Origin of the sequence: Aequorivita iocasae (genome assembly GCF_016757735.1) — a bacterium.
In the GTDB taxonomy this organism is placed as follows: domain Bacteria; phylum Bacteroidota; class Bacteroidia; order Flavobacteriales; family Flavobacteriaceae; genus Aequorivita; species Aequorivita iocasae.
The window spans coordinates 635,057-652,289 of record NZ_CP068439.1 but is presented as its reverse complement, the minus strand read 5'-3'; the positions used below and the strand labels follow the sequence as shown (position 1 = coordinate 652,289).

Genomic DNA, 17,233 nt, shown 5'->3' with positions numbered 1-17,233 from the left:
CTTCGGCTTTTTTATTTTTTAAATAACAGTAAGCTTCAACCCCGTAAGTTTCAATAAATTTGTACTTTTCAAAGTAGAATTTATTTCTGAAATGATAAAGCACTTCCATTTGGTTTTTATACTACTGCTGGTAACTTCCTGCCAGTTTTTTGAGACCGAAAAAGTTTCTTCCGAAGAAATTTACAAAGAAGAAATAAAAACCATTGATTGGAAAGACGTGGACAGATATCCTTCTTTTTCCAACTGCGAAAACATTTTAGAAAAACCCCAACAGAAAGATTGTTTTATAAACACAATCAATACACATTTGTACCAATCCATAAGCCATGATGAAATGGTTGCCGTGCGGGAAGTTTACGATACGATAAAAGTGAATTTTGAAGTGAGTAGCACCGGCCAGCTTTCCATCCTCAATATAAAAATGGACACCTTACTTCAAAAGGAATTTCCCGATATGGAAATGTGGATTTTACAAAGTATCGATTCGCTAAAGCCTGTAGCTCCCGCCTATAAACGAGGAATTCCTGTGAAAACCCAATTCACCTTACCAGTCGTCATTCAAACAAATTGATTAGAGGTTGAATTTATAACCAAGCGTAAAATCTACTGGAAATTCATCGTTGCTCTCAACGTTTAAACCCACGATATCGTTATAATTAAAGGTGATATAACCATTGCCAACCTTATAATCGGCGCCGAGACCGAAGGTTACTGGAGCGTTAAAATCACTGCCGGATTCTTTATTCACAATAGCCGATCCTCCCAAGGGGATGACTGTATATTCTCGGCTTGAAAAAGTCAATGATGCAAATTTTGTATTTATAAAGGCATCAAACTTTGGTGTTTTTACAAATTTAAAACGATAATTTAATGACAGCTGCGAAGCAGAATATTTGTATTCGCTGCTTTCAAATATTTGTTTAAACCGGAAGACAATAGAATGTCTTCGCAACTTAACATTATCAATCAATTCTAAATCTACACCAGCAATAGGCTGCAATTCGTTTGTTGGGTTTAAGGTATAAACACTATTTGTTATCCCTACAAAAGCCCCAAGCCGAAACTGCAAATCAATGGATTCTTCCACATTGCTAAAATTTGGGTCTTTCTTTTTGTTATATTCCACAAAAAAGGAGCGAAGACTGGGTAGTGTGAGGTTTACTTTCTCAGTAGAAACCACTGCATCGGCAGTTTGTTGCTCCAACGTTTTTTTGTACTCTTCTTGATAGTCACCGTTTTGTTTGGTGTTTTTAAGCTCCACAATATCGCTGCCCTTTTTTGAAAAATAGCGATATTCACCATCTATTGTATTCCAAAGCAAAGTGAGTGTACCCTCAACTTCGGTATTCAAAGTATAAGTCTGGCCATCCACGGTATATTGCTGCTGCGCTTGTAGCGTTCCTACCGAAAGAATGAGAAACAAAGCTAAAATGGGGAAAAGCGATTTCATAAGGGCGGATTTTAAAGTATGGCTAAGGTAAAAAATTAAATCAATTTATCATTGTTTTTCAAAGGTTCGCCCCTTCCAGGAATAGTTTCCGCCAAAGCTTCCGAAAACTACATACACAACAATCGAGGCATACACAAAAGGTAGCCACAGAAATTTCCAAAACATAATTTTTCTGCCAAAAAAGATTGCAGCTTGCCTCACAATTATATAATCCGTAATTATTTTGATAAAAAGCAAAGAGGCATAAAGCAGCGCATTTTCAGAATGAAAGACCATTAAAAGTGGAATTGCCAAAACTGAAATGTTTACCAAAAATACCAACCCTCCCAAAAGTAAGGATGTTGTACTTTTCTGTTTTGAAGTTTTTGAAGCCCAACGAATCCGTTGATTTAAAACATTTTTCCAGGTTTGTTGTGGTTTTGTGGAAACGATGACTTCTTTTGATTTTAAAAACTGAACTTGCCTTGGAAAGCGTTTTTTCATCTTTTCCAACAGAAAAATATCATCACCGCTAGCAATGTGGTCGTTTCCCGAAAAACCGTTTATCTCAAAAAAGACATCTTTTTTGTAAGCTAAGTTTGCACCATTACATAGCAAAGGGCGCCTCATTCCAAAGCTACCAATAGTTACAGCCTGCAAACTAAAACCGTCGCGTTGTTGAAAGCTTTCAATAAAATTTCCGTTTGATTTGTAGATTACCGGGCCGCAAACCATCATAGGATTGTTTTTTTGAATAAACGCGTCAAGGGTTTTTAGCCAGTTTTTTGGAAGCTCGCAATCTGCATCGGTTGTTACAATCCATTCAAAGTTTGAGTTTTTTATCGCTTCAGAAATAGCATCTTTTTTGGGTGAATTTGAAAAGCGTTTGTTTTGAAGAATTTTTGTTGAAAACTTGCTTTTTTCTATAGCTTCAGAAATAATTGCTTCGGAATTATCTTCGGAAGCGTCATTCACAAAAATGACCTCAAACATTTTGCTTGGATAATTCAGATTTTCAACAGTTTTTAAAAGCACTGGCAGGTTTTCTGCTTCATTTCTAAAAGGAATTACAATACTGAAATGGCTCTTTGCAGCAATTTCTTCGGCTTTAAATAAACTAACTTTTTTGAAGCCGTAAACAACAATCGCCATAGCAATCAAATAGGCTGCAAAAAGTATCAGAATTGCCCAAATCATCGTGTGATGGGTTGATAGGTAAGTACGAAAAAACTTCCCAAAAGCGATGGCAGCACAAAATTTAATAACCACATTGCGAGCACGGTTGACAGCACAACCAACTCTGCCACTCCGGCAAATGAAAACAGCCACACCGCCACACCACCGCGGATTACTACATCAAAAATGAAAAGGGTGGGCAGGATGGAAACTAAAAAGTACATTGCAAAAATGAGCGGGATAGCTTCTGAAAATGTAATATTTGCACTAAAAAAGAGCAGCAAACCGTAGAACATACTGCTGAAAATAATATATCGAAATACTGAAAATAGTACAGTTTTAAACTTTATCTGAAAAGGAATTTTTTTGAAAAACTGAATCACTTTGGCTATTGAAAAACCTTTTAGCAAAAGTTCTTTTTCCTTAAAATAATAGGCGATTGCAAAAAGTAAGATAACGCCAATTCCAAAGTAACAAAGTGTGGACACCGAAAAGTCTATATTAAAATTTCGCAACAAATATAGGAGCCCAAAAAGTCCAAAAAAGCTTGTAACAAGCATTTGTGCCGCACTTGAGAAGAAATGGAGCAAAAGTATTTTTTTTCGATTCTTACTTTCAAAAAAAAGTGCTTTTGCACCATATTCGCCAATGCGGTTGGGTGTTGCCAAAGAAATCGTAAGCGATGCAAGACTTTGTTTAAGCGCTGTTTTGAAATTTATTTTTTCAAAGGTTGAAACCAAAGTTTGCCATTTTAAGATTTCAAAAAACCAATTGGCGGTTGCCAAAAAACCAAAAAATAATAATGAATATATTGCAATATTCCCTTTGGAAAAAATAGTCGCCGTAAACTCCTTAAAACTTAATGTTGTATTGCTTTCCAATTTGAAAAAAATATACCCAAACGTTATAGCAATCGCCAAAACTTTGGCGGCGGCAAGCAGATATTGTTTAGCTTTGTGGGGTACGGCAATCATTATGCTAAAATACTAATTTCCACACGAAAGCGGGAATCTTCTGTCCATGAAAGATAAATTTGAAAAGATAATTTTAGGAATCGACCCCGGAACCACAATTATGGGTTTCGGACTCATAAAAGTAGTGGGAAAGCAGATGCAGTTTATACAACTGAACGAGCTGCAATTAAAAAAGTATGACGATCATTACCTTAAACTGAAATTGATATTTGAACGCACTGTTGAACTTATAGACACACATAATCCAGACGAGATTGCCATTGAAGCACCCTTCTTTGGAAAAAACGTACAATCCATGCTCAAACTTGGAAGGGCACAGGGTGTGGCAATGGCGGCGGGACTTTCGCGACAAATTCCCATTACCGAATATTCACCTAAAAAGATAAAAATGGCCATTACCGGCAACGGAAACGCGAGTAAGGAACAGGTTGCAAAAATGCTCCAAAGTCTTTTGAGCTTAAAAGAATTACCGAAGAATTTAGATAGTACCGATGGGTTGGCTGCTGCTGTTTGCCACTTTTACAACTCGGGGAAAGTTGAAGTTGGGAAAAGCTATACAGGCTGGGCCGCTTTTGTCAAACAGAACGAAGGGCGAATAGATAAATAATATGGCTGGCATATACATTCACATTCCTTTTTGCAAACAGGCGTGTCATTATTGCGACTTTCACTTTTCCATTTCCTTAAAGAAAAAAAGTGAATTGGTAAATGCATTGTGTAAAGAACTGATGCTTCGAAAAAATGAGTTGAGTGGCAAAGTAGAAACGATTTATTTTGGCGGCGGCACGCCTTCATTATTAACGATTGAGGATTTAAGAGTGTTGATTGATGAAGTTTACAGAAATTATAAAGTTTCGGAAAAACCTGAAATAACCCTGGAAGCAAACCCAGATGATATTGTGTCAGTTCGAGCGCAGGCGAGAACTATTTTTAGCGACTATAAAGCCATTGGGATAAATAGACTCTCAATAGGCATCCAATCTTTTTTTGAGGAAGATTTAAAACTAATGAACCGCGCCCATAATGCTTCCGAAGCATTGCAAGGTTTAAAAGAGGCGAGACAACATTTTGAAAACATCACCATCGATTTAATTTATGGCATCCCCGGATTGACCAATGAGCGCTGGAAAAAAAATCTTGAAATTGCCTTAAACCTCGATGTTCCCCATCTTTCGTGTTATGCTTTGACCGTTGAGCCAAAAACCGCCTTAAAGATGTTCATTGAAAAGGGCATCGTACCGCCGGTGGATGAAGAAGCGGCAAAAGAGCATTACGAAATTTTACTTTCGGAAACCGAAAAAGCTGGATTAGAGAACTATGAATTTTCAAATTTTGGAAAGCCCGGTTTCCATTCCCGAAACAACACTGCCTATTGGGAAGGCAAACCTTATTTGGGCATTGGCCCTTCGGCGCACAGTTACAATGGAAAATTTCGCAGTTGGAATGTAGCTAACAACACGAAATACATAAAAAGTATTGAGGCTGGCGAACTTCCGTCTGAACAGGAATTACTTTCAAAAGAAGATAAATATAACGAGTATATTATGACAGGTTTGCGCACCAAAAAGGGAGTTTCCCTTGAAAGAATTGAAAATGAATTTGGAAAGGAATACTCAGCTTATCTTTCAAAACAAGCCGAAACCGCTTTAAAAAATGAGCTTTTAATCCTTGAAGGCAATACTTTAAAAATTTCAAAAAAAGGAAAGTTTTTGAGTGATGGCATTGCGGCAGACTTATTCTTAGTAAATTTAGATTGATGAAAGCAACACTTGAAATTAAACATAAAACAATACTCGTTGATCTTTCCAAGCCTTTGGATATTTCAATACCCTTACAGGCTTCCGAAAAAAACCCATTGGCGTGGTATCAAAACGAACCTACTATTGAGCCTGTAAAAATGGGTGATTGGACAGGAAAGGTTTCTAAAGGTGCTTCGGTGAATTTCAATAATGTGTTTTTCAACCCTCATGCTCACGGCACACATACCGAGTGTTTCGGTCATATTTCAAAAGAATTTCATTCCATAAATGATTCATTAAAAACCTTCTTTTTTTTAGCCGAAGTGATTTCGGTACAACCCGAAAAAGTTGGGGAAGACGAAACCATTTCTGAAGAAAGCATTGCAAAAGCCTTAGACGGAATAACGCCCGAAGCCATTGTAATCAGAACGCTTCCGAATACTTCAGATAAAAAATCAAAACATTGGTCCGATACCAATTGGCCATTTCTTCACGAAAAGGCTGCTCTCTTTTTGCGAAAAATAGGTGTAAAGCATTTGTTGATTGATTTACCTTCGGTAGATAAGGAAAAGGACGAAGGCAAACTTTTGGCGCACAAGGCGTTTTGGAATTTTCCAGATGCCCCACGGGAGGATTGTACAATTACGGAACTAATTTATGTACCTTCTTCAATTGAAGATGGCAGCTACTTGTTGAATTTGCAGATAGCCTCGTTCCATAACGACGCTTCGCCCAGTAAGCCAGTTTTATATAAAATTTTCTAGTATGAAAACGATTTTAAAAATTGAGGAATTGACGCAATTTCTCTTCGGGATTTTTCTCTTTTCACAATTGGATTATGCGTGGTGGTGGTTTCCGGCATTGCTGCTTACACCAGATATTGGAATGTTGGGATATTTGATAAATACTAAAGTTGGCGCTTTTACTTATAACCTTTTTCACCATAAAGCGATTGGCATTGCCATTGGTTTATCAGGATTTTATCTGAACAATTCATTGTTAATTTTAATAGGTGTAATTTTGTTCTCACACGCATCTTTTGACAGAATTTTTGGTTACGGTTTAAAATACCCCGACAGTTTTAAAAATACACATTTGGGAAGCATTGGAAAATAATACCATGGAATATCTTTTTATTGGCTTGGCCGTTGGAGCCATTTTAGCTTACTTTCTTTTTGCACGTTTCAGCAGTGGCCGAAAGCGTGAGCGGGTAAACACACAGTCGGTAATTTTGATGGAAAAAGTCCGCAGTGTGTGTAAGTTTATTACCGTAGAAGGTGATTTTTCTGAAATTTTCCATTACGAAAATGTGAAAGATAAATGGCTGAATTTACTATTGGGAAAAAAGAAAGCCTTGGTTTTGATTGAAGCAAAGGCACACATTGGGTTTGATCTCACAAAAGTGAAGATGCACGCCGATACAAAAAACCGAACTATTATTTTAACCAATTTTCCCCAGCCCGAACTGCTAACTATTGAAACAGATTTCAAATATTACGACAAGCGTGAAGGTTGGGCAAATCCTTTTACCGCAACAGATTTGACCGAAATTAACCAAGAAGCTAAAAAACACATAATAGATAAAATTCCCGAAAGTGGACTTTTCAACGAAGCCTCAAAACAAGCTTTGGAAACTATCCAGTTAATGGAAAAATTAGTAGAAACAATCAATTGGAAACTAGACTATGCTGCGCTTTATGCCGCTGCGGAAAAACCCAAATTAAAGCAATGAATATAGAACAGTTTCGTGAATATTGCATTGCCAAAAAAGGAGTTACTGAATCATTTCCCTTTGGTGAGGATGTGCTCGTTTTTAAGGTAATGGGCAAGATGTTCGCACTCGCGGGACTTGAAAATCACCCTGCAACCGTGAATCTAAAGTGCGACCCCAAGCGCGCTATCGAACTACGGGAGGAGTATGACGGGCTCATTCGCCCAGGCTGGCATATGAGCAAGGTTCATTGGAACACCGTGGAACTGGAAAGAAATATTCCTAATGGATTGATTTTAGAATTAATTGATCACTCCTATCATTTGGTGGTAAATAGTCTGACCAAAAAACTTCAGGCCGAACTTCTGTCGCTTTAAAACAACGCAATAACTAAATGAAGAATTCTTCCGATTTTTACAAATTACAGATTGATATCCACGCAGGGGATCTACAAAAAGTAAAGCGTAAATTGGCACTTTCCAGCACGATCAGGCTTGTGGCTTTTTTGCTTGCTTGTGCAGGAGTTTATTTTTTCTTCGGAAATGTAAAAGTAGTTATAGCCATTATTGTCTCAGCGGTTATAGCATTTGTTTATTTGGTTTCAAAGCACAGCAATCTACAGTACGAGCGTGAACTAATAAAAGCTTTGATTGCCCAAAATGAGACCGAGCTTGAAGTAATGAATCGAGTCTTCCATCATTTGCCTTCTGGCGAAAAATACAAAGATCCTCTTCATTTTTACAGCCAGGATATAGATCTTTTTGGAAGAGGCTCCTTTTTTCAATATTTGAATAGAACTGCCTTGGAAAGCGGGTCAGATTTTTTGGCAAAACTTTTTACGGAAAACGAAATTGATGCTATCCCCAAAAAGCAACAAGCAATAAACGAGTTGTCTGAAATGCCAAAATGGCGACAGCATTTTTCAGGAATTGCATCTTTGGTAAAAACCGAAGTTTCCGCGACCGAAGTAACCGATTGGCTTAAAAACTACAAAGCTTTTGTCCCGAAGTGGGTAAAACCTGTGTCACTTGTTTTTTCGCTCATTTCCGTAATATTGATTGTTCTGAACTATCTTGATGTGATATCCGGCTACGCTTTGGCGGGCTGGTTCTTTTTGGGCTTGGCCATTTCTGGCAGGTATTTAAAAAAGGTTAACGATCTTTCATCGCATACTTCAAAAATTCAAAGCACTTTTGAGCAGTTTCACAAGCTCATTTTAGAAATTGAAACCCAAGAATTTTCTTCAGCATTGCTTTCCGAAAAGAGAAATTTAATTGTAGATACTACTTCAAAAGCTTCTTCGGTTTTAAAGAAATTTGCCAAACATTTGGATGCGCTGGACCAACGCAGCAATATGCTCATCGGCATCATTGCAAATGGTTTTATGTTGCGCGATTTACGACAAAGCTACAACATAGAGCAATGGGTGGAGGCTCATAAACAGAGTGTTCCCGTGTGGTTTGATGTGATTACTTTTTTTGATGCCTATAACAGTTTTGGCAATTTTGGTTTTAACCATCCGAGTTATGTTTTTCCCAAGATCAGTAAAGATGTTCCCGTTTTAAAAGTGAAAGGTGCCGGGCACCCCTTATTAAGGGAAGCGACAATGGTACGCAACGACTTTCAGATCAATTCGGAAGAATTTTTCATTGTTACTGGAGCGAATATGGCAGGAAAAAGTACATTTCTAAGAACCGTTTCACTTCAAATTGTAATGGGAAATATGGGCCTGCCGGTCTGTGCCGAAAAGACGGAATATAATCCCATAAAGCTCATTACCAGTATGCGTACTACAGATAGTTTGACGGATGATGAATCTTACTTTTTCAGTGAATTGAAACGTTTAAAATTTATTGTGGACGAAATAAAAACAGACCGCTATTTTATTATTCTTGACGAAATTTTGAAAGGAACGAACAGTACCGATAAAGCTATTGGTTCCCGAAAATTTGTTGAAAAGCTTGTGGCCAGCAATTCCACTGGAATCATCGCCACACACGATTTGAGTCTTTGTGTAGCTGCGGAAGAACTGCCCGAAGTAAAAAATTATTTCTTCGATGCCCGAATTGAAAACGACGAACTCCTTTTCGATTACACTTTTAAGCCCGGAATCTGTGAAAATATGAACGCCTCCTTTCTGCTGAAGAAAATGCAAATTGTGGATTGATTTCTATAATTACCAGAAAAACAATTGTTTGTAATTATTTTTTTAGTACTTTTAGTACAGTTTATTCCCTTATAAACCTCTTATTTCAGCTTTTTATACTCCTCAGATTGCCCCAAATATTAAATAGTAATCAATTTTAATATTTATACTAATTTTAATTTTATGGGATTATGAAAACAACCACCAACCTTAAGTTTATTGCAATAGCATCAATTATGCTGCTTTTGAATTTTAGCATTTTCGCGCAAAATGAGACGAACCGGCCAAAGTATCTTTCCGCTACCACCATGCACTGGAATATGGATAAAGAAGATTTTAGCATGGATGCTTGGAAAGCAGTTGAAAAAGAGTATTTACAGAAAGTTGTTGCCAAGAATGAGTATATTTCTTCAGCATCATATTATACGCATCTTTTTTCGCCAGACAATTCAGAAGTACTGTATGTACAGACTTATCCATCCTGGGAAGCAATGGAAAAAGCAGCAAAGCGAAATGAAGAGCTCGCAAAACAGGCTTGGCCTGATGAAAAAGCCAGAGAAAAGTTTTTCAAAAATCGTGATGATTATTTTTCAGCAAAACATTCTGATGAAATATATGCTCCTTTGGACGGCGCCAAATTAATTCCGCAGGACAATGATAAAGACTTGGTGCTGTACATTCGCCGCACCTACTTTACTTTTCCAGATGATGGTTCCCAAAATGAGTTTAATGAAATGCGCGCCGAAAATATGGCGAAGGTTATTTCTAAAAACGAATACATAAAAGGCTATTACCCTAATGTACACGCGTGGGGAAGTGACAAAACTGAATTTGTGGAAGCATTTTTTGTAGATTCTATGTGCGATTTGGAAAAGATGTTTGACAAAAACGGGGCTCTTATTTCTCAAGCGTGGCCTGGGGATACAGGAAAGCAAAGAGGTAAGAAATGGAACAAATATTTTACAGGCGTCCATGGAGATTCTGCCTATACTTTAGTGGCTGAACTTTCGAAATAGAAAATTCAGAATTAAAATATTTAGAAAAGGATGTTTTAAAAAAGCATCCTTTTTTTATACCCAATAAGAATGTATTTTCGCTGCCTAGCTGTTGTAAATTAGCTTTTAATGGATTCAGTAACACAGATTGTTTTGGGTGCTGCCGTGGGCGAAGCGGTTTTAGGTAAAAAGATTGGGAACAAAGCAATGGTTTTGGGGGCAATCGCTGGAACTATTCCAGATTTGGATGTTATTGCAAACTATTTTACCGATACCGTTTCTGCTTTGGAAATCCATCGCGGGTTTACGCACTCCATTGTTTTTGCGGTTGTTTTCGGATTGCTTTTTGGCTGGCTGCTTTCGCTTTGGGACAAACGCGCCACTCTCAAGCAATGGTTTTGGTTTTGGTTTCTGTGCTTTGTAACACATCCATTGTTAGACGCGCACACAACTTGGGGCACGCAACTTTTTTGGCCCTTCGATCTTCGGTTGGCGTATAAGAATATTTTCGTGATTGATCCACTCTATACGTTACCGTTTTTGGTGTTTTTGATTATGGCCATGCTTCAAAAAAGAGGAAGCATCAAAAGGCGAAGATTCAATAATCTGGGGTTGATTGTGAGCAGTGGGTATATGTTGCTTACCTTACTATTGAAGGGAATAACATATACTAAATTTGAAGCTGCGCTCAAGAATCAAAACATAGCCTACACCGCTTTGGAAACCAAGCCTAGCCCAATGAACACTATTTTATGGACTGCAAATGTGGAAACCGAAGATGCTTTTTTAATAGGTGATTATTCTTTTTTTGACACAAAACCGATTCAGTTTTTTACTCATCCAAAAAATCATGGGGCGCTTGAAAAATTAGCTGAAGAAGAAAAAGTACAACGGCTTATAAAAATCACAAAAGGTTGGTACACCATTACTGAAAGGCCGGATGGACTCTATTTGAACGATCTGCGTTTTGGAATGATGAGCGTTGATCCCCAATCCGAAAAATTTGCCTTTAGCTTTCTCATTGAAAAGGAAGGCAATGAAGTAACTGTCACGGAAGAAGCAAAAAACACCCGTGATGCAGGAAAATTACTTTCCGATCTTTGGAAACGGATAAAGGGAAATTAACAGCTCAAATCTGCAATAATTTTCCATTCACCTTCAATTTTTCTGAATATGATAAGGAAGACTCCATTTGCATTTCCCGCATCACGAACCAAATGGAACTGGCCCATTAGGTAATAAGAATCTTTCTCAATTTTGGTAATGGCGTCAATTGTAAAAGAAAGATTTCCGGTGTACTCTTTTGATGGATATCCTTTTTTATAATTGTCCAAGGTTTTTTGCCAGCCCTGTGTAAGTCCATTGCTGCCATAGAACTTCAAGGAATCGCTTTTCCAGTACCCTTGCATAAAATCCTCAAGATTATTTTGGTTCCATGCGTCTTCCTGCATTTTCAAAACTGTTAGAATTGCTTTCTTGTCTTCAGCTTCGGTTTGGGAAATAGCGTTAAGGGTTGCAATTAAGCAGATAAAAGTAAATAGTTTTCTCATAATGGTTATTTGAGGTTCATTTAAAAGTCCGTTTAAATTTACAAATAAAGATTTCAACTCATCATTTCTTTCTCACGGGTATAAAAAAATCCTTTAAATTTTCTTACATTACAATGTAAGACAGTAAACAACTAATTTAAAAAATCACTTTTGACAAATTCCAAAATTGACATTTCGGGAAGTTATTTAATAAAAACTCTACTAATTGTAGGGGGAATTTTAACGCTCTGCTATGTAGGGACGAGCCTAATATTGCCACTATTGGTTGCTGCTATTATAGCTGTATTGCTTGACAAACCCACAACAACATTCAAAAAGTGGGGGCTTCCCAATTGGTTGGCTATAACCTTATCGTTAGTACTTATGATTATTGTATTTTTTCTGCTTTCGTGGCTTATTGGTTCACAAATAAGCAATATTGGCAACGATTGGCCCACCATTAAAGAAAAGGCAAGTGAAAAGCTTAACAGTCTTTCAGAATGGGCAAATCAACGGCTGAACTGGGATTATCAAAACTATATAGAAAATAATAAACGCTTGGTGCAAAAAGCGGAAAGCTTTGCTACTACTTTTTTATCGAGCGTTATGAATTTACTATCTCAATCACTTATCATTTTCGTTTATGTGGTGCTGCTATTGATGCAGAAAAAGATGTTTATGAATTTTTTCAAAAAACTGGCTTCAAACACGTCTGGCATGACTTCAATTTTAACTGAATCATCAAGAATAATAAGTAAATATCTCTTGGGAAAAAGTAAAATTATGATTTTTCTCTTCGTAATATATTACTTGGGCTTTAGTCTCGGTTCAGTTCCGTATGCATTGTTTTTGGCACTGTTTGCCGCTCTTTTTTCAATTATTCCTTATGTTGGTAATATAATTGGTGGGGGCATTGCGGTGATTCTCTCATATCTTTATGCAGGTACTACACCGGCTTTGATTGTGATTGGTGTGATTTCGGCGGCACAACTTCTTGAAAATTACGTGTTGACCCCCTGGATTATTGGGGATGAAACCAATTTGAATCCCTTTATTACCGTGTTCGGAATAATTCTTTTCTCAATGCTTTGGGGTATGGTGGGCGCCATTATTGCTCTGCCAATTATTGGGGTTCTGAAAGTTATATTTGAACATACCAAAGGCATGGAACCCTATGCGTATTTGATTAAAAAAAACGAATGATTGTTGTAGAAGTATGCAGATAGTTGTCTTCTAAAAACTCTTCATAAAATCTTCTCCAAAAACAGTATTTAATCTGTAGATAAGTTCTTCTGCATTTTCTTGGCTGAAAACCATAGGTGGTTTTATTTTTAAAACGTTGTGGTCCGGACCGTCAATGCTCATCAAAATACCGAGCTGTTTCATTCTGTTTGCCAAATAGGAAGCGTGTTCGGGCAACGGATTTTTTTCTGAATCATTTAATTCAAAACCCAAAAACAAACCTTCGCCGCGCACGTCGCCGATGATTGGAAATTGTTTTTGAAGAGCTTTTAATTCAACCATTAAAAAACCTCCAACTCTTAGCGCATTCTCTTGCAAACCTTCTTCTTCAACAACCTCCAAAACAGTTCGGCCAATGGCGCAGGAAACAGGATTGCCGCCAAAGGTGTTGAAGTATTCCATTCCCGTGTTGAATTTTTCCGCCACTTCTTTTGTGCATGCAACAATGGCAAGTGGATGCCCGTTGCCGGCTGGCTTGCCCATTGTTACAATATCTGGCTGAACATCATAAAGTTCAAATGCCCAAAAAGTTTTGCCCATGCGTCCGAAACCTGTTTGCACTTCATCGGCAATGCAGATTCCGCCAGCTTCGTGAACGTGTTTATAAACTTCTTTGAAATAGTTTTTCGGGGGAACAATCTGTCCGCCACAACTCACCATACTTTCCCCAATAAAACCTGCAATTTCTTTTCCTACAGCTTTTAAATTTTGAATGATTTCCTTTGCGTGATTTGCATAATCAATTCCGCAATTTTCAGAAGTATATTTTCCTCGGAAGGAATCCGGAAGCGGAAGAATGTGTGTTGTTTCAGGCTTTGGGAAACCGCCTTTGCCTTCAAATTTATAGGAACTTACATCCATCACCGCGTTTGTATTGCCATGGTAGCCAACTTCTATAGCCAAAATATCTTTATTTCCTGTAACGGTTTTTGCCATTCGCAACGCAAGCTCGTTGGCCTCGCTGCCAGAATTCACAAAGTGGATTACTAATAAATGAGGCGGTAATTTTTTCAATAAATCTTCTGCATATCTAATTATTTCTTCGTGTAAATAGCGTGTGTTAGTATTTAAAACCGCCATTTGTTTCTGTCCAGCGGCAACAACTTTTGGGTGTTGATGGCCCACATGGTTTACGTTGTTTACGGTATCCAAATATTTTTTACCGTTAGCGTCAATCAAATAAAGGCCTTCGCCGCGGACTATGTGCAGCGGTTTTTCATAGGAAAGGCTCAACCCTTTCCCAAGGTGTTCTTTTCTGAAATTGATCATTTTTTCAGAAGATTGAACGTATTTTGTTTTAAGGTTATCTATTTTGAAAAGCTGATTCGGGTCTGGACAAATGCCGCTCCAAACGGACAATTGGTTAAAATAGGTTACGCCCGGAAAATCAATTTTATAATCGAGCATTGAGAGCATAATTTGAAAATGAAGATGTGGCGCCCAAACACCGTTTTCGTTTTCATCTCCCAAATAGCCAATACAATCTCCTTTTTTTAAATGAGTTCCTTCGGAAATAGTTGAGATACTCTTTAGGGAAAGATGTCCATAAAGCGTGAAAAATTCCAAAGCACCAAAAGTGTGTTTTAAAATGATCAATCCGCCGTATTCTTTGTAGCCTTCATCGTTTACGGCGGTTACTACTGTTCCGTCAAACAATGCGTGGACGGGCGTTTCTGCTGGCAGCCAAAAATCAATTCCCAAATGGATCGTTCTGCTTTCGGGGCCGTTATTTCCTTCTTTGTCATAGGAGGAAGCCGTGTAAAGTGGGCGTGGTTCGCAATAGCCGCCAGCAATTATTTGTGATGGATTCTCCTTTTGAAGTTGTTCAATTTTAAACTGGAACAAATCGAGATTGTTGAAATCATTTTTGTTGCCAATCCAAGTACTTGCAGGGCTTAAATCTAGCAAATGAATTTCGTTTTTGGCAATTGTTGGGAACAATTCTGAAAGCTGAAAGGTATTTTTGGAGGCCCAAGTTTCAAATTTTTTTGCTTGTGGATGAGTTTCCATTCCGCAGGCATTTCGGAAAGCATAAGTGGCGAAATCCTCATTCACATTAAACCATTTCTTCAGCAAATCCCACGCAGGTTTTTCGCTGATTACATAATAATTTTCGTTGGGAAATTCCTCCTTTTTAAGCAAAGCGTTCGTAACGGTCGTAACGAGGCGCATTCCAACCAAAGTGTACAGACAATACAGTTCGTTTTCTGAAAATTTGTAGTGTTTGTTGTAGACCTTTATAACTTCCAACGCTGCAGGGAGCGGATCGGGGAGATCCATGACGGCATAAGCCAAAACAATGGCGAGGTCGTTGACGGTTTGTGTGAAAACTGCATCGCCAAAGTCAATCAATCCCGTAACTTTTGGATCAAGGAGATCATCTGAAACCAAAACATTATAATCATTCACATCGCTGTGTACAATGCTTTTTGGAAGTGTTTTATAATTGGTTTTAATTTCTTCAAAACGGTTGTGAAAGTATTTTATAATCTCTTCTTCTTTCCCAGAAAACCGATTTATATATTTTAAAGTCCACGCTGAATTTGCCAAATCCCAATCCAAATTTCGGTGCGCGGCGGGATGTTCAAAATCTTGAAGCGCCATTGTCAAACTTCCGGCGGCTTCGCCCAAATTATTTCTTAAATTTTCGGTTTTTGGGTTTATCGTTGCCCAAAGCCGGCCTGGAAGCCAGGTCAATACTCTTGCGGTTTTATTTTTTTGATGGGAAGTAAGCGAATTTCCTTCCTTACTTGGAACAACTTCGGAAAGGGAAACATCAAGTTTTTTTTCTGAAAGGTGTTTTAGGATTTGAACTTGAAAATCCAGTTGTCCGCTATTTTCTTCGGAGGCAATCTTCAGAAGAAATTTTTCACCAGAAGCAGTTTTCAGTAGAAAATTTTCATCAACATAGCCGTCAAGTTTTGAAGCCTTGGCTGAAATGTTATAATGGTTTTGAGCTATTTGTGATGCTTGGTCGGGGGTGGTTTTATGCATAGTGTTGTGAGGGTAATTCTATAACAATATTACTGAAAATTCAGCATTTGAACCATTTCCCTCTCCGTCTTTTTCAACTGCATTCTCAATTTAAAAAATCTCTTCCCACTAACAGGGGAGGAGTTTTTTGGACTTTGATATATATTTGAAGTTATAGAACGCTTTTCTGTTTTTTATAAAAGGCATCTGCCTGCATTTGCATAAGCTCTCGGGCCTTTTTTCGCTTGTAATCGTAAAGTTCTTTTTCTTCGGCTATGTCTGCGTACACTTTGTTGTTTATGTCGCGGTCTGTGGTTACGAGCACATCGCGTTGTGTTTTCTGTTGGACAACCCAAGACTTTAATGCGCTTTCCTGTTCTTCCAACTTTAAGTCATAAGCGCCTTTTGGGGAAAGGAGTTTGGCTAAAATAGGCGATGTTTCTATAGCAAGAAAGAGTAAAAAGATAAATAGGGAAGGCAACCACGGCAGTTTGTTTAACGCATTTATACGCGCCATCAATCCATCAAAGCCATCGATGATTGGTTGTGTGTTGGCGACCTTGGTTTGGTATTCGGTAGCGAGGTTTGCTATCTTTGCTTCAGCTGCGGTTATCTTTTCTGCGTTGGTTTTCTTTAGTTCAGCCAATGCGGCGAGTTCGGCGTCGTGTTTTTCGCGTTTTTCTTTGTAAACTGGGCCTTTGCCCAATTTTTGTGTGCCGGCAGTGCCTTCAGCTTCTGAAATGTAGGTATCATAAAGGGCATTTACTTCGGCTTCTTTGGTAGTTATTTCGCTTTTTAGTCCTTCAATTTCAGTTTCTAGGGCTTTTACGGAAGGTGTGTATTGCAATGCCAATTGGTCTTTGTTGGCGAGGGTCATTTCATTTTTCTCTGTGAGCAAAACCTGATTGATTTCCTTTTCGAAAATCTTCATTTCCAAAGGTTTTGATATAACTATGGCGATGATTATTGCCAACGCGATCCTTGGGGAGGCTTGAATCAATTCATCAAAGAAACTGTTTCTTTTTTTGATGGTTGAAACGATGAATCTATCGAGGTTGAAGATGAGCAACCCCCAAATGGTTCCGAAGAAAATGGCGGAGTAGTAATTGTCAAAGACGGTGTAGAGGGCATAAGCGGCGGCGATGGTGGCCATAACGGCTGTAAAAAAAACGGTGGCGCCAATGCCGGCGTATTTTGTGCGTTCCCCTGGCGAACATTCGTCAAGGATGGCGGTATCTGCGCCGGAGCAGAAGATGAAAAAGCGTTGTAACATAGGTTTTTTAGATTGATGAGTTTATATAACGCAATTTGAATCAGTT

Annotated in this window: 17 protein-coding genes; 11 read left to right on the top strand and 6 right to left on the bottom strand. The window is 38.2% G+C overall.

Annotated features, from left to right (window positions below):
* Nucleotides 1-91 precede the first annotated feature (91 nt).
* Nucleotides 92-571 (top strand): hypothetical protein, encoded by a 480-nt coding sequence (locus JK629_RS03155; RefSeq protein WP_202337184.1) that lies wholly within the window; start codon nucleotides 92-94, stop codon nucleotides 569-571.
* Here the strand turns inward: JK629_RS03155 and JK629_RS03150 are convergent, their stop codons facing one another.
* Genes JK629_RS03150 through JK629_RS03140 form a run of 3 tightly spaced genes read right to left on the bottom strand, consistent with a single transcriptional unit; the run spans nucleotide 572 to nucleotide 3,579 of the window.
* A complete protein-coding gene (locus tag JK629_RS03150; protein ID WP_202337183.1) occupies nucleotides 572-1,450 on the bottom strand; it encodes a hypothetical protein in 879 nt (292 codons plus the stop codon). It abuts the gene before it with no gap.
* Between the two features lie 48 nt (nucleotides 1,451-1,498).
* The gene (locus JK629_RS03145) at nucleotides 1,499-2,626 is read right to left on the bottom strand and encodes a glycosyltransferase family 2 protein (protein WP_202337182.1); all 1,128 of its coding nucleotides are present in this window, start codon (nucleotides 2,624-2,626) and stop codon (nucleotides 1,499-1,501) included.
* Entirely contained in the window at nucleotides 2,623-3,579 is a 957-nt protein-coding gene (locus JK629_RS03140) for a hypothetical protein (protein WP_202337181.1), read from the bottom strand. The genes JK629_RS03145 and JK629_RS03140 overlap by 4 nt, the downstream gene beginning before the upstream one ends.
* 46 nt (nucleotides 3,580-3,625) lie before the next feature.
* Here JK629_RS03140 and ruvC point away from each other — a divergent pair, with 46 nt between their 5' ends.
* The 9 genes from ruvC (at nucleotide 3,626) to JK629_RS03095 (ending at nucleotide 11,295) form a co-directional block, all read left to right on the top strand.
* On the top strand, nucleotides 3,626-4,186 hold the full coding sequence (gene ruvC, locus JK629_RS03135; protein ID WP_202337180.1) for a crossover junction endodeoxyribonuclease RuvC: 561 nt from the start codon (nucleotides 3,626-3,628) through the stop codon (nucleotides 4,184-4,186).
* Nucleotide 4,187: 1 nt separating this feature from the next.
* Entirely contained in the window at nucleotides 4,188-5,336 is a 1,149-nt protein-coding gene (gene hemW, locus JK629_RS03130) for a radical SAM family heme chaperone HemW (RefSeq protein WP_202337179.1), read from the top strand.
* Nucleotides 5,336-6,082, top strand: a complete 747-nt coding sequence (locus JK629_RS03125) for a cyclase family protein (RefSeq protein WP_202337178.1) — start codon at nucleotides 5,336-5,338, stop codon at nucleotides 6,080-6,082. Before hemW ends, JK629_RS03125 begins: the two co-directional genes overlap by 1 nt.
* Before the next feature lies 1 nt (nucleotide 6,083).
* The gene (locus JK629_RS03120) at nucleotides 6,084-6,434 is read left to right on the top strand and encodes a DUF4260 domain-containing protein (protein WP_202337177.1); all 351 of its coding nucleotides are present in this window, start codon (nucleotides 6,084-6,086) and stop codon (nucleotides 6,432-6,434) included.
* Between the two features lie 4 nt (nucleotides 6,435-6,438).
* Nucleotides 6,439-7,050: a DUF4230 domain-containing protein gene (locus tag JK629_RS03115; protein WP_202337176.1), complete on the top strand. Its 612-nt coding sequence runs from the start codon at nucleotides 6,439-6,441 to the stop codon at nucleotides 7,048-7,050.
* Nucleotides 7,047-7,406 carry an MmcQ/YjbR family DNA-binding protein gene (locus JK629_RS03110; RefSeq protein WP_202337175.1) on the top strand — a complete coding sequence of 120 codons (360 nt, stop codon included), beginning with the start codon at nucleotides 7,047-7,049 and terminating at the stop codon, nucleotides 7,404-7,406. Before JK629_RS03115 ends, JK629_RS03110 begins: the two co-directional genes overlap by 4 nt.
* 17 nt (nucleotides 7,407-7,423) lie before the next feature.
* A complete protein-coding gene (locus tag JK629_RS03105) occupies nucleotides 7,424-9,196 on the top strand; it encodes a MutS-related protein (RefSeq protein ID WP_202337174.1) in 1,773 nt (590 codons plus the stop codon).
* A 170-nt stretch (nucleotides 9,197-9,366) separates the two neighbouring features.
* Nucleotides 9,367-10,191: a hypothetical protein gene (locus JK629_RS03100; protein WP_202337173.1), complete on the top strand. Its 825-nt coding sequence runs from the start codon at nucleotides 9,367-9,369 to the stop codon at nucleotides 10,189-10,191.
* 108 nt (nucleotides 10,192-10,299) lie between these two features.
* On the top strand, nucleotides 10,300-11,295 hold the full coding sequence (locus JK629_RS03095; protein WP_202337172.1) for a metal-dependent hydrolase: 996 nt from the start codon (nucleotides 10,300-10,302) through the stop codon (nucleotides 11,293-11,295).
* Here JK629_RS03095 and JK629_RS03090 read toward each other — a convergent pair.
* The gene (locus tag JK629_RS03090) at nucleotides 11,292-11,720 is read right to left on the bottom strand and encodes a YybH family protein (protein WP_202337171.1); all 429 of its coding nucleotides are present in this window, start codon (nucleotides 11,718-11,720) and stop codon (nucleotides 11,292-11,294) included. The two genes, JK629_RS03095 and JK629_RS03090, sit on opposite strands and share 4 nt — an antisense overlap.
* A 150-nt stretch (nucleotides 11,721-11,870) precedes the next feature.
* On the opposite strand from JK629_RS03090, the gene JK629_RS03085 reads away from it, so the two are divergent.
* Nucleotides 11,871-12,902, top strand: coding sequence for an AI-2E family transporter (locus JK629_RS03085; protein ID WP_202337170.1), 1,032 nt, complete (start codon nucleotides 11,871-11,873; stop codon nucleotides 12,900-12,902).
* Between the two features lie 30 nt (nucleotides 12,903-12,932).
* Here the strand turns inward: JK629_RS03085 and JK629_RS03080 are convergent, their stop codons facing one another.
* Together JK629_RS03080 and JK629_RS03075 are read right to left on the bottom strand one after the other, a co-directional pair.
* A complete protein-coding gene (locus tag JK629_RS03080; protein WP_202337169.1) occupies nucleotides 12,933-15,935 on the bottom strand; it encodes an aminotransferase class III-fold pyridoxal phosphate-dependent enzyme in 3,003 nt (1,000 codons plus the stop codon).
* 151 nt (nucleotides 15,936-16,086) lie between these two features.
* On the bottom strand, nucleotides 16,087-17,187 hold the full coding sequence (locus tag JK629_RS03075; protein ID WP_202337168.1) for a DUF4407 domain-containing protein: 1,101 nt from the start codon (nucleotides 17,185-17,187) through the stop codon (nucleotides 16,087-16,089).
* Nucleotides 17,188-17,233 lie beyond the last annotated feature (46 nt).

Coding starts and splice junctions, on each gene's coding strand:
- JK629_RS03115 (WP_202337176.1), top strand. CDS start 6,439: ATGGAATATCTTTTTATTGGCTTGGCCGTTGGAGCCATTTTAGCTTAC.
- JK629_RS03095 (WP_202337172.1), top strand. CDS start 10,300: ATGGATTCAGTAACACAGATTGTTTTGGGTGCTGCCGTGGGCGAAGCG.
- JK629_RS03150 (WP_202337183.1), bottom strand. CDS start 1,450: ATGAAATCGCTTTTCCCCATTTTAGCTTTGTTTCTCATTCTTTCGGTA.
- JK629_RS03120 (WP_202337177.1), top strand. CDS start 6,084: ATGAAAACGATTTTAAAAATTGAGGAATTGACGCAATTTCTCTTCGGG.
- JK629_RS03075 (WP_202337168.1), bottom strand. CDS start 17,187: ATGTTACAACGCTTTTTCATCTTCTGCTCCGGCGCAGATACCGCCATC.
- JK629_RS03110 (WP_202337175.1), top strand. CDS start 7,047: ATGAATATAGAACAGTTTCGTGAATATTGCATTGCCAAAAAAGGAGTT.
- JK629_RS03080 (WP_202337169.1), bottom strand. CDS start 15,935: ATGCATAAAACCACCCCCGACCAAGCATCACAAATAGCTCAAAACCAT.
- JK629_RS03145 (WP_202337182.1), bottom strand. CDS start 2,626: ATGATTTGGGCAATTCTGATACTTTTTGCAGCCTATTTGATTGCTATG.
- JK629_RS03125 (WP_202337178.1), top strand. CDS start 5,336: ATGAAAGCAACACTTGAAATTAAACATAAAACAATACTCGTTGATCTT.
- ruvC (WP_202337180.1), top strand. CDS start 3,626: ATGAAAGATAAATTTGAAAAGATAATTTTAGGAATCGACCCCGGAACC.
- JK629_RS03105 (WP_202337174.1), top strand. CDS start 7,424: ATGAAGAATTCTTCCGATTTTTACAAATTACAGATTGATATCCACGCA.
- JK629_RS03090 (WP_202337171.1), bottom strand. CDS start 11,720: ATGAGAAAACTATTTACTTTTATCTGCTTAATTGCAACCCTTAACGCT.
- hemW (WP_202337179.1), top strand. CDS start 4,188: ATGGCTGGCATATACATTCACATTCCTTTTTGCAAACAGGCGTGTCAT.
- JK629_RS03100 (WP_202337173.1), top strand. CDS start 9,367: ATGAAAACAACCACCAACCTTAAGTTTATTGCAATAGCATCAATTATG.
- JK629_RS03140 (WP_202337181.1), bottom strand. CDS start 3,579: ATGATTGCCGTACCCCACAAAGCTAAACAATATCTGCTTGCCGCCGCC.
- JK629_RS03155 (WP_202337184.1), top strand. CDS start 92: ATGATAAAGCACTTCCATTTGGTTTTTATACTACTGCTGGTAACTTCC.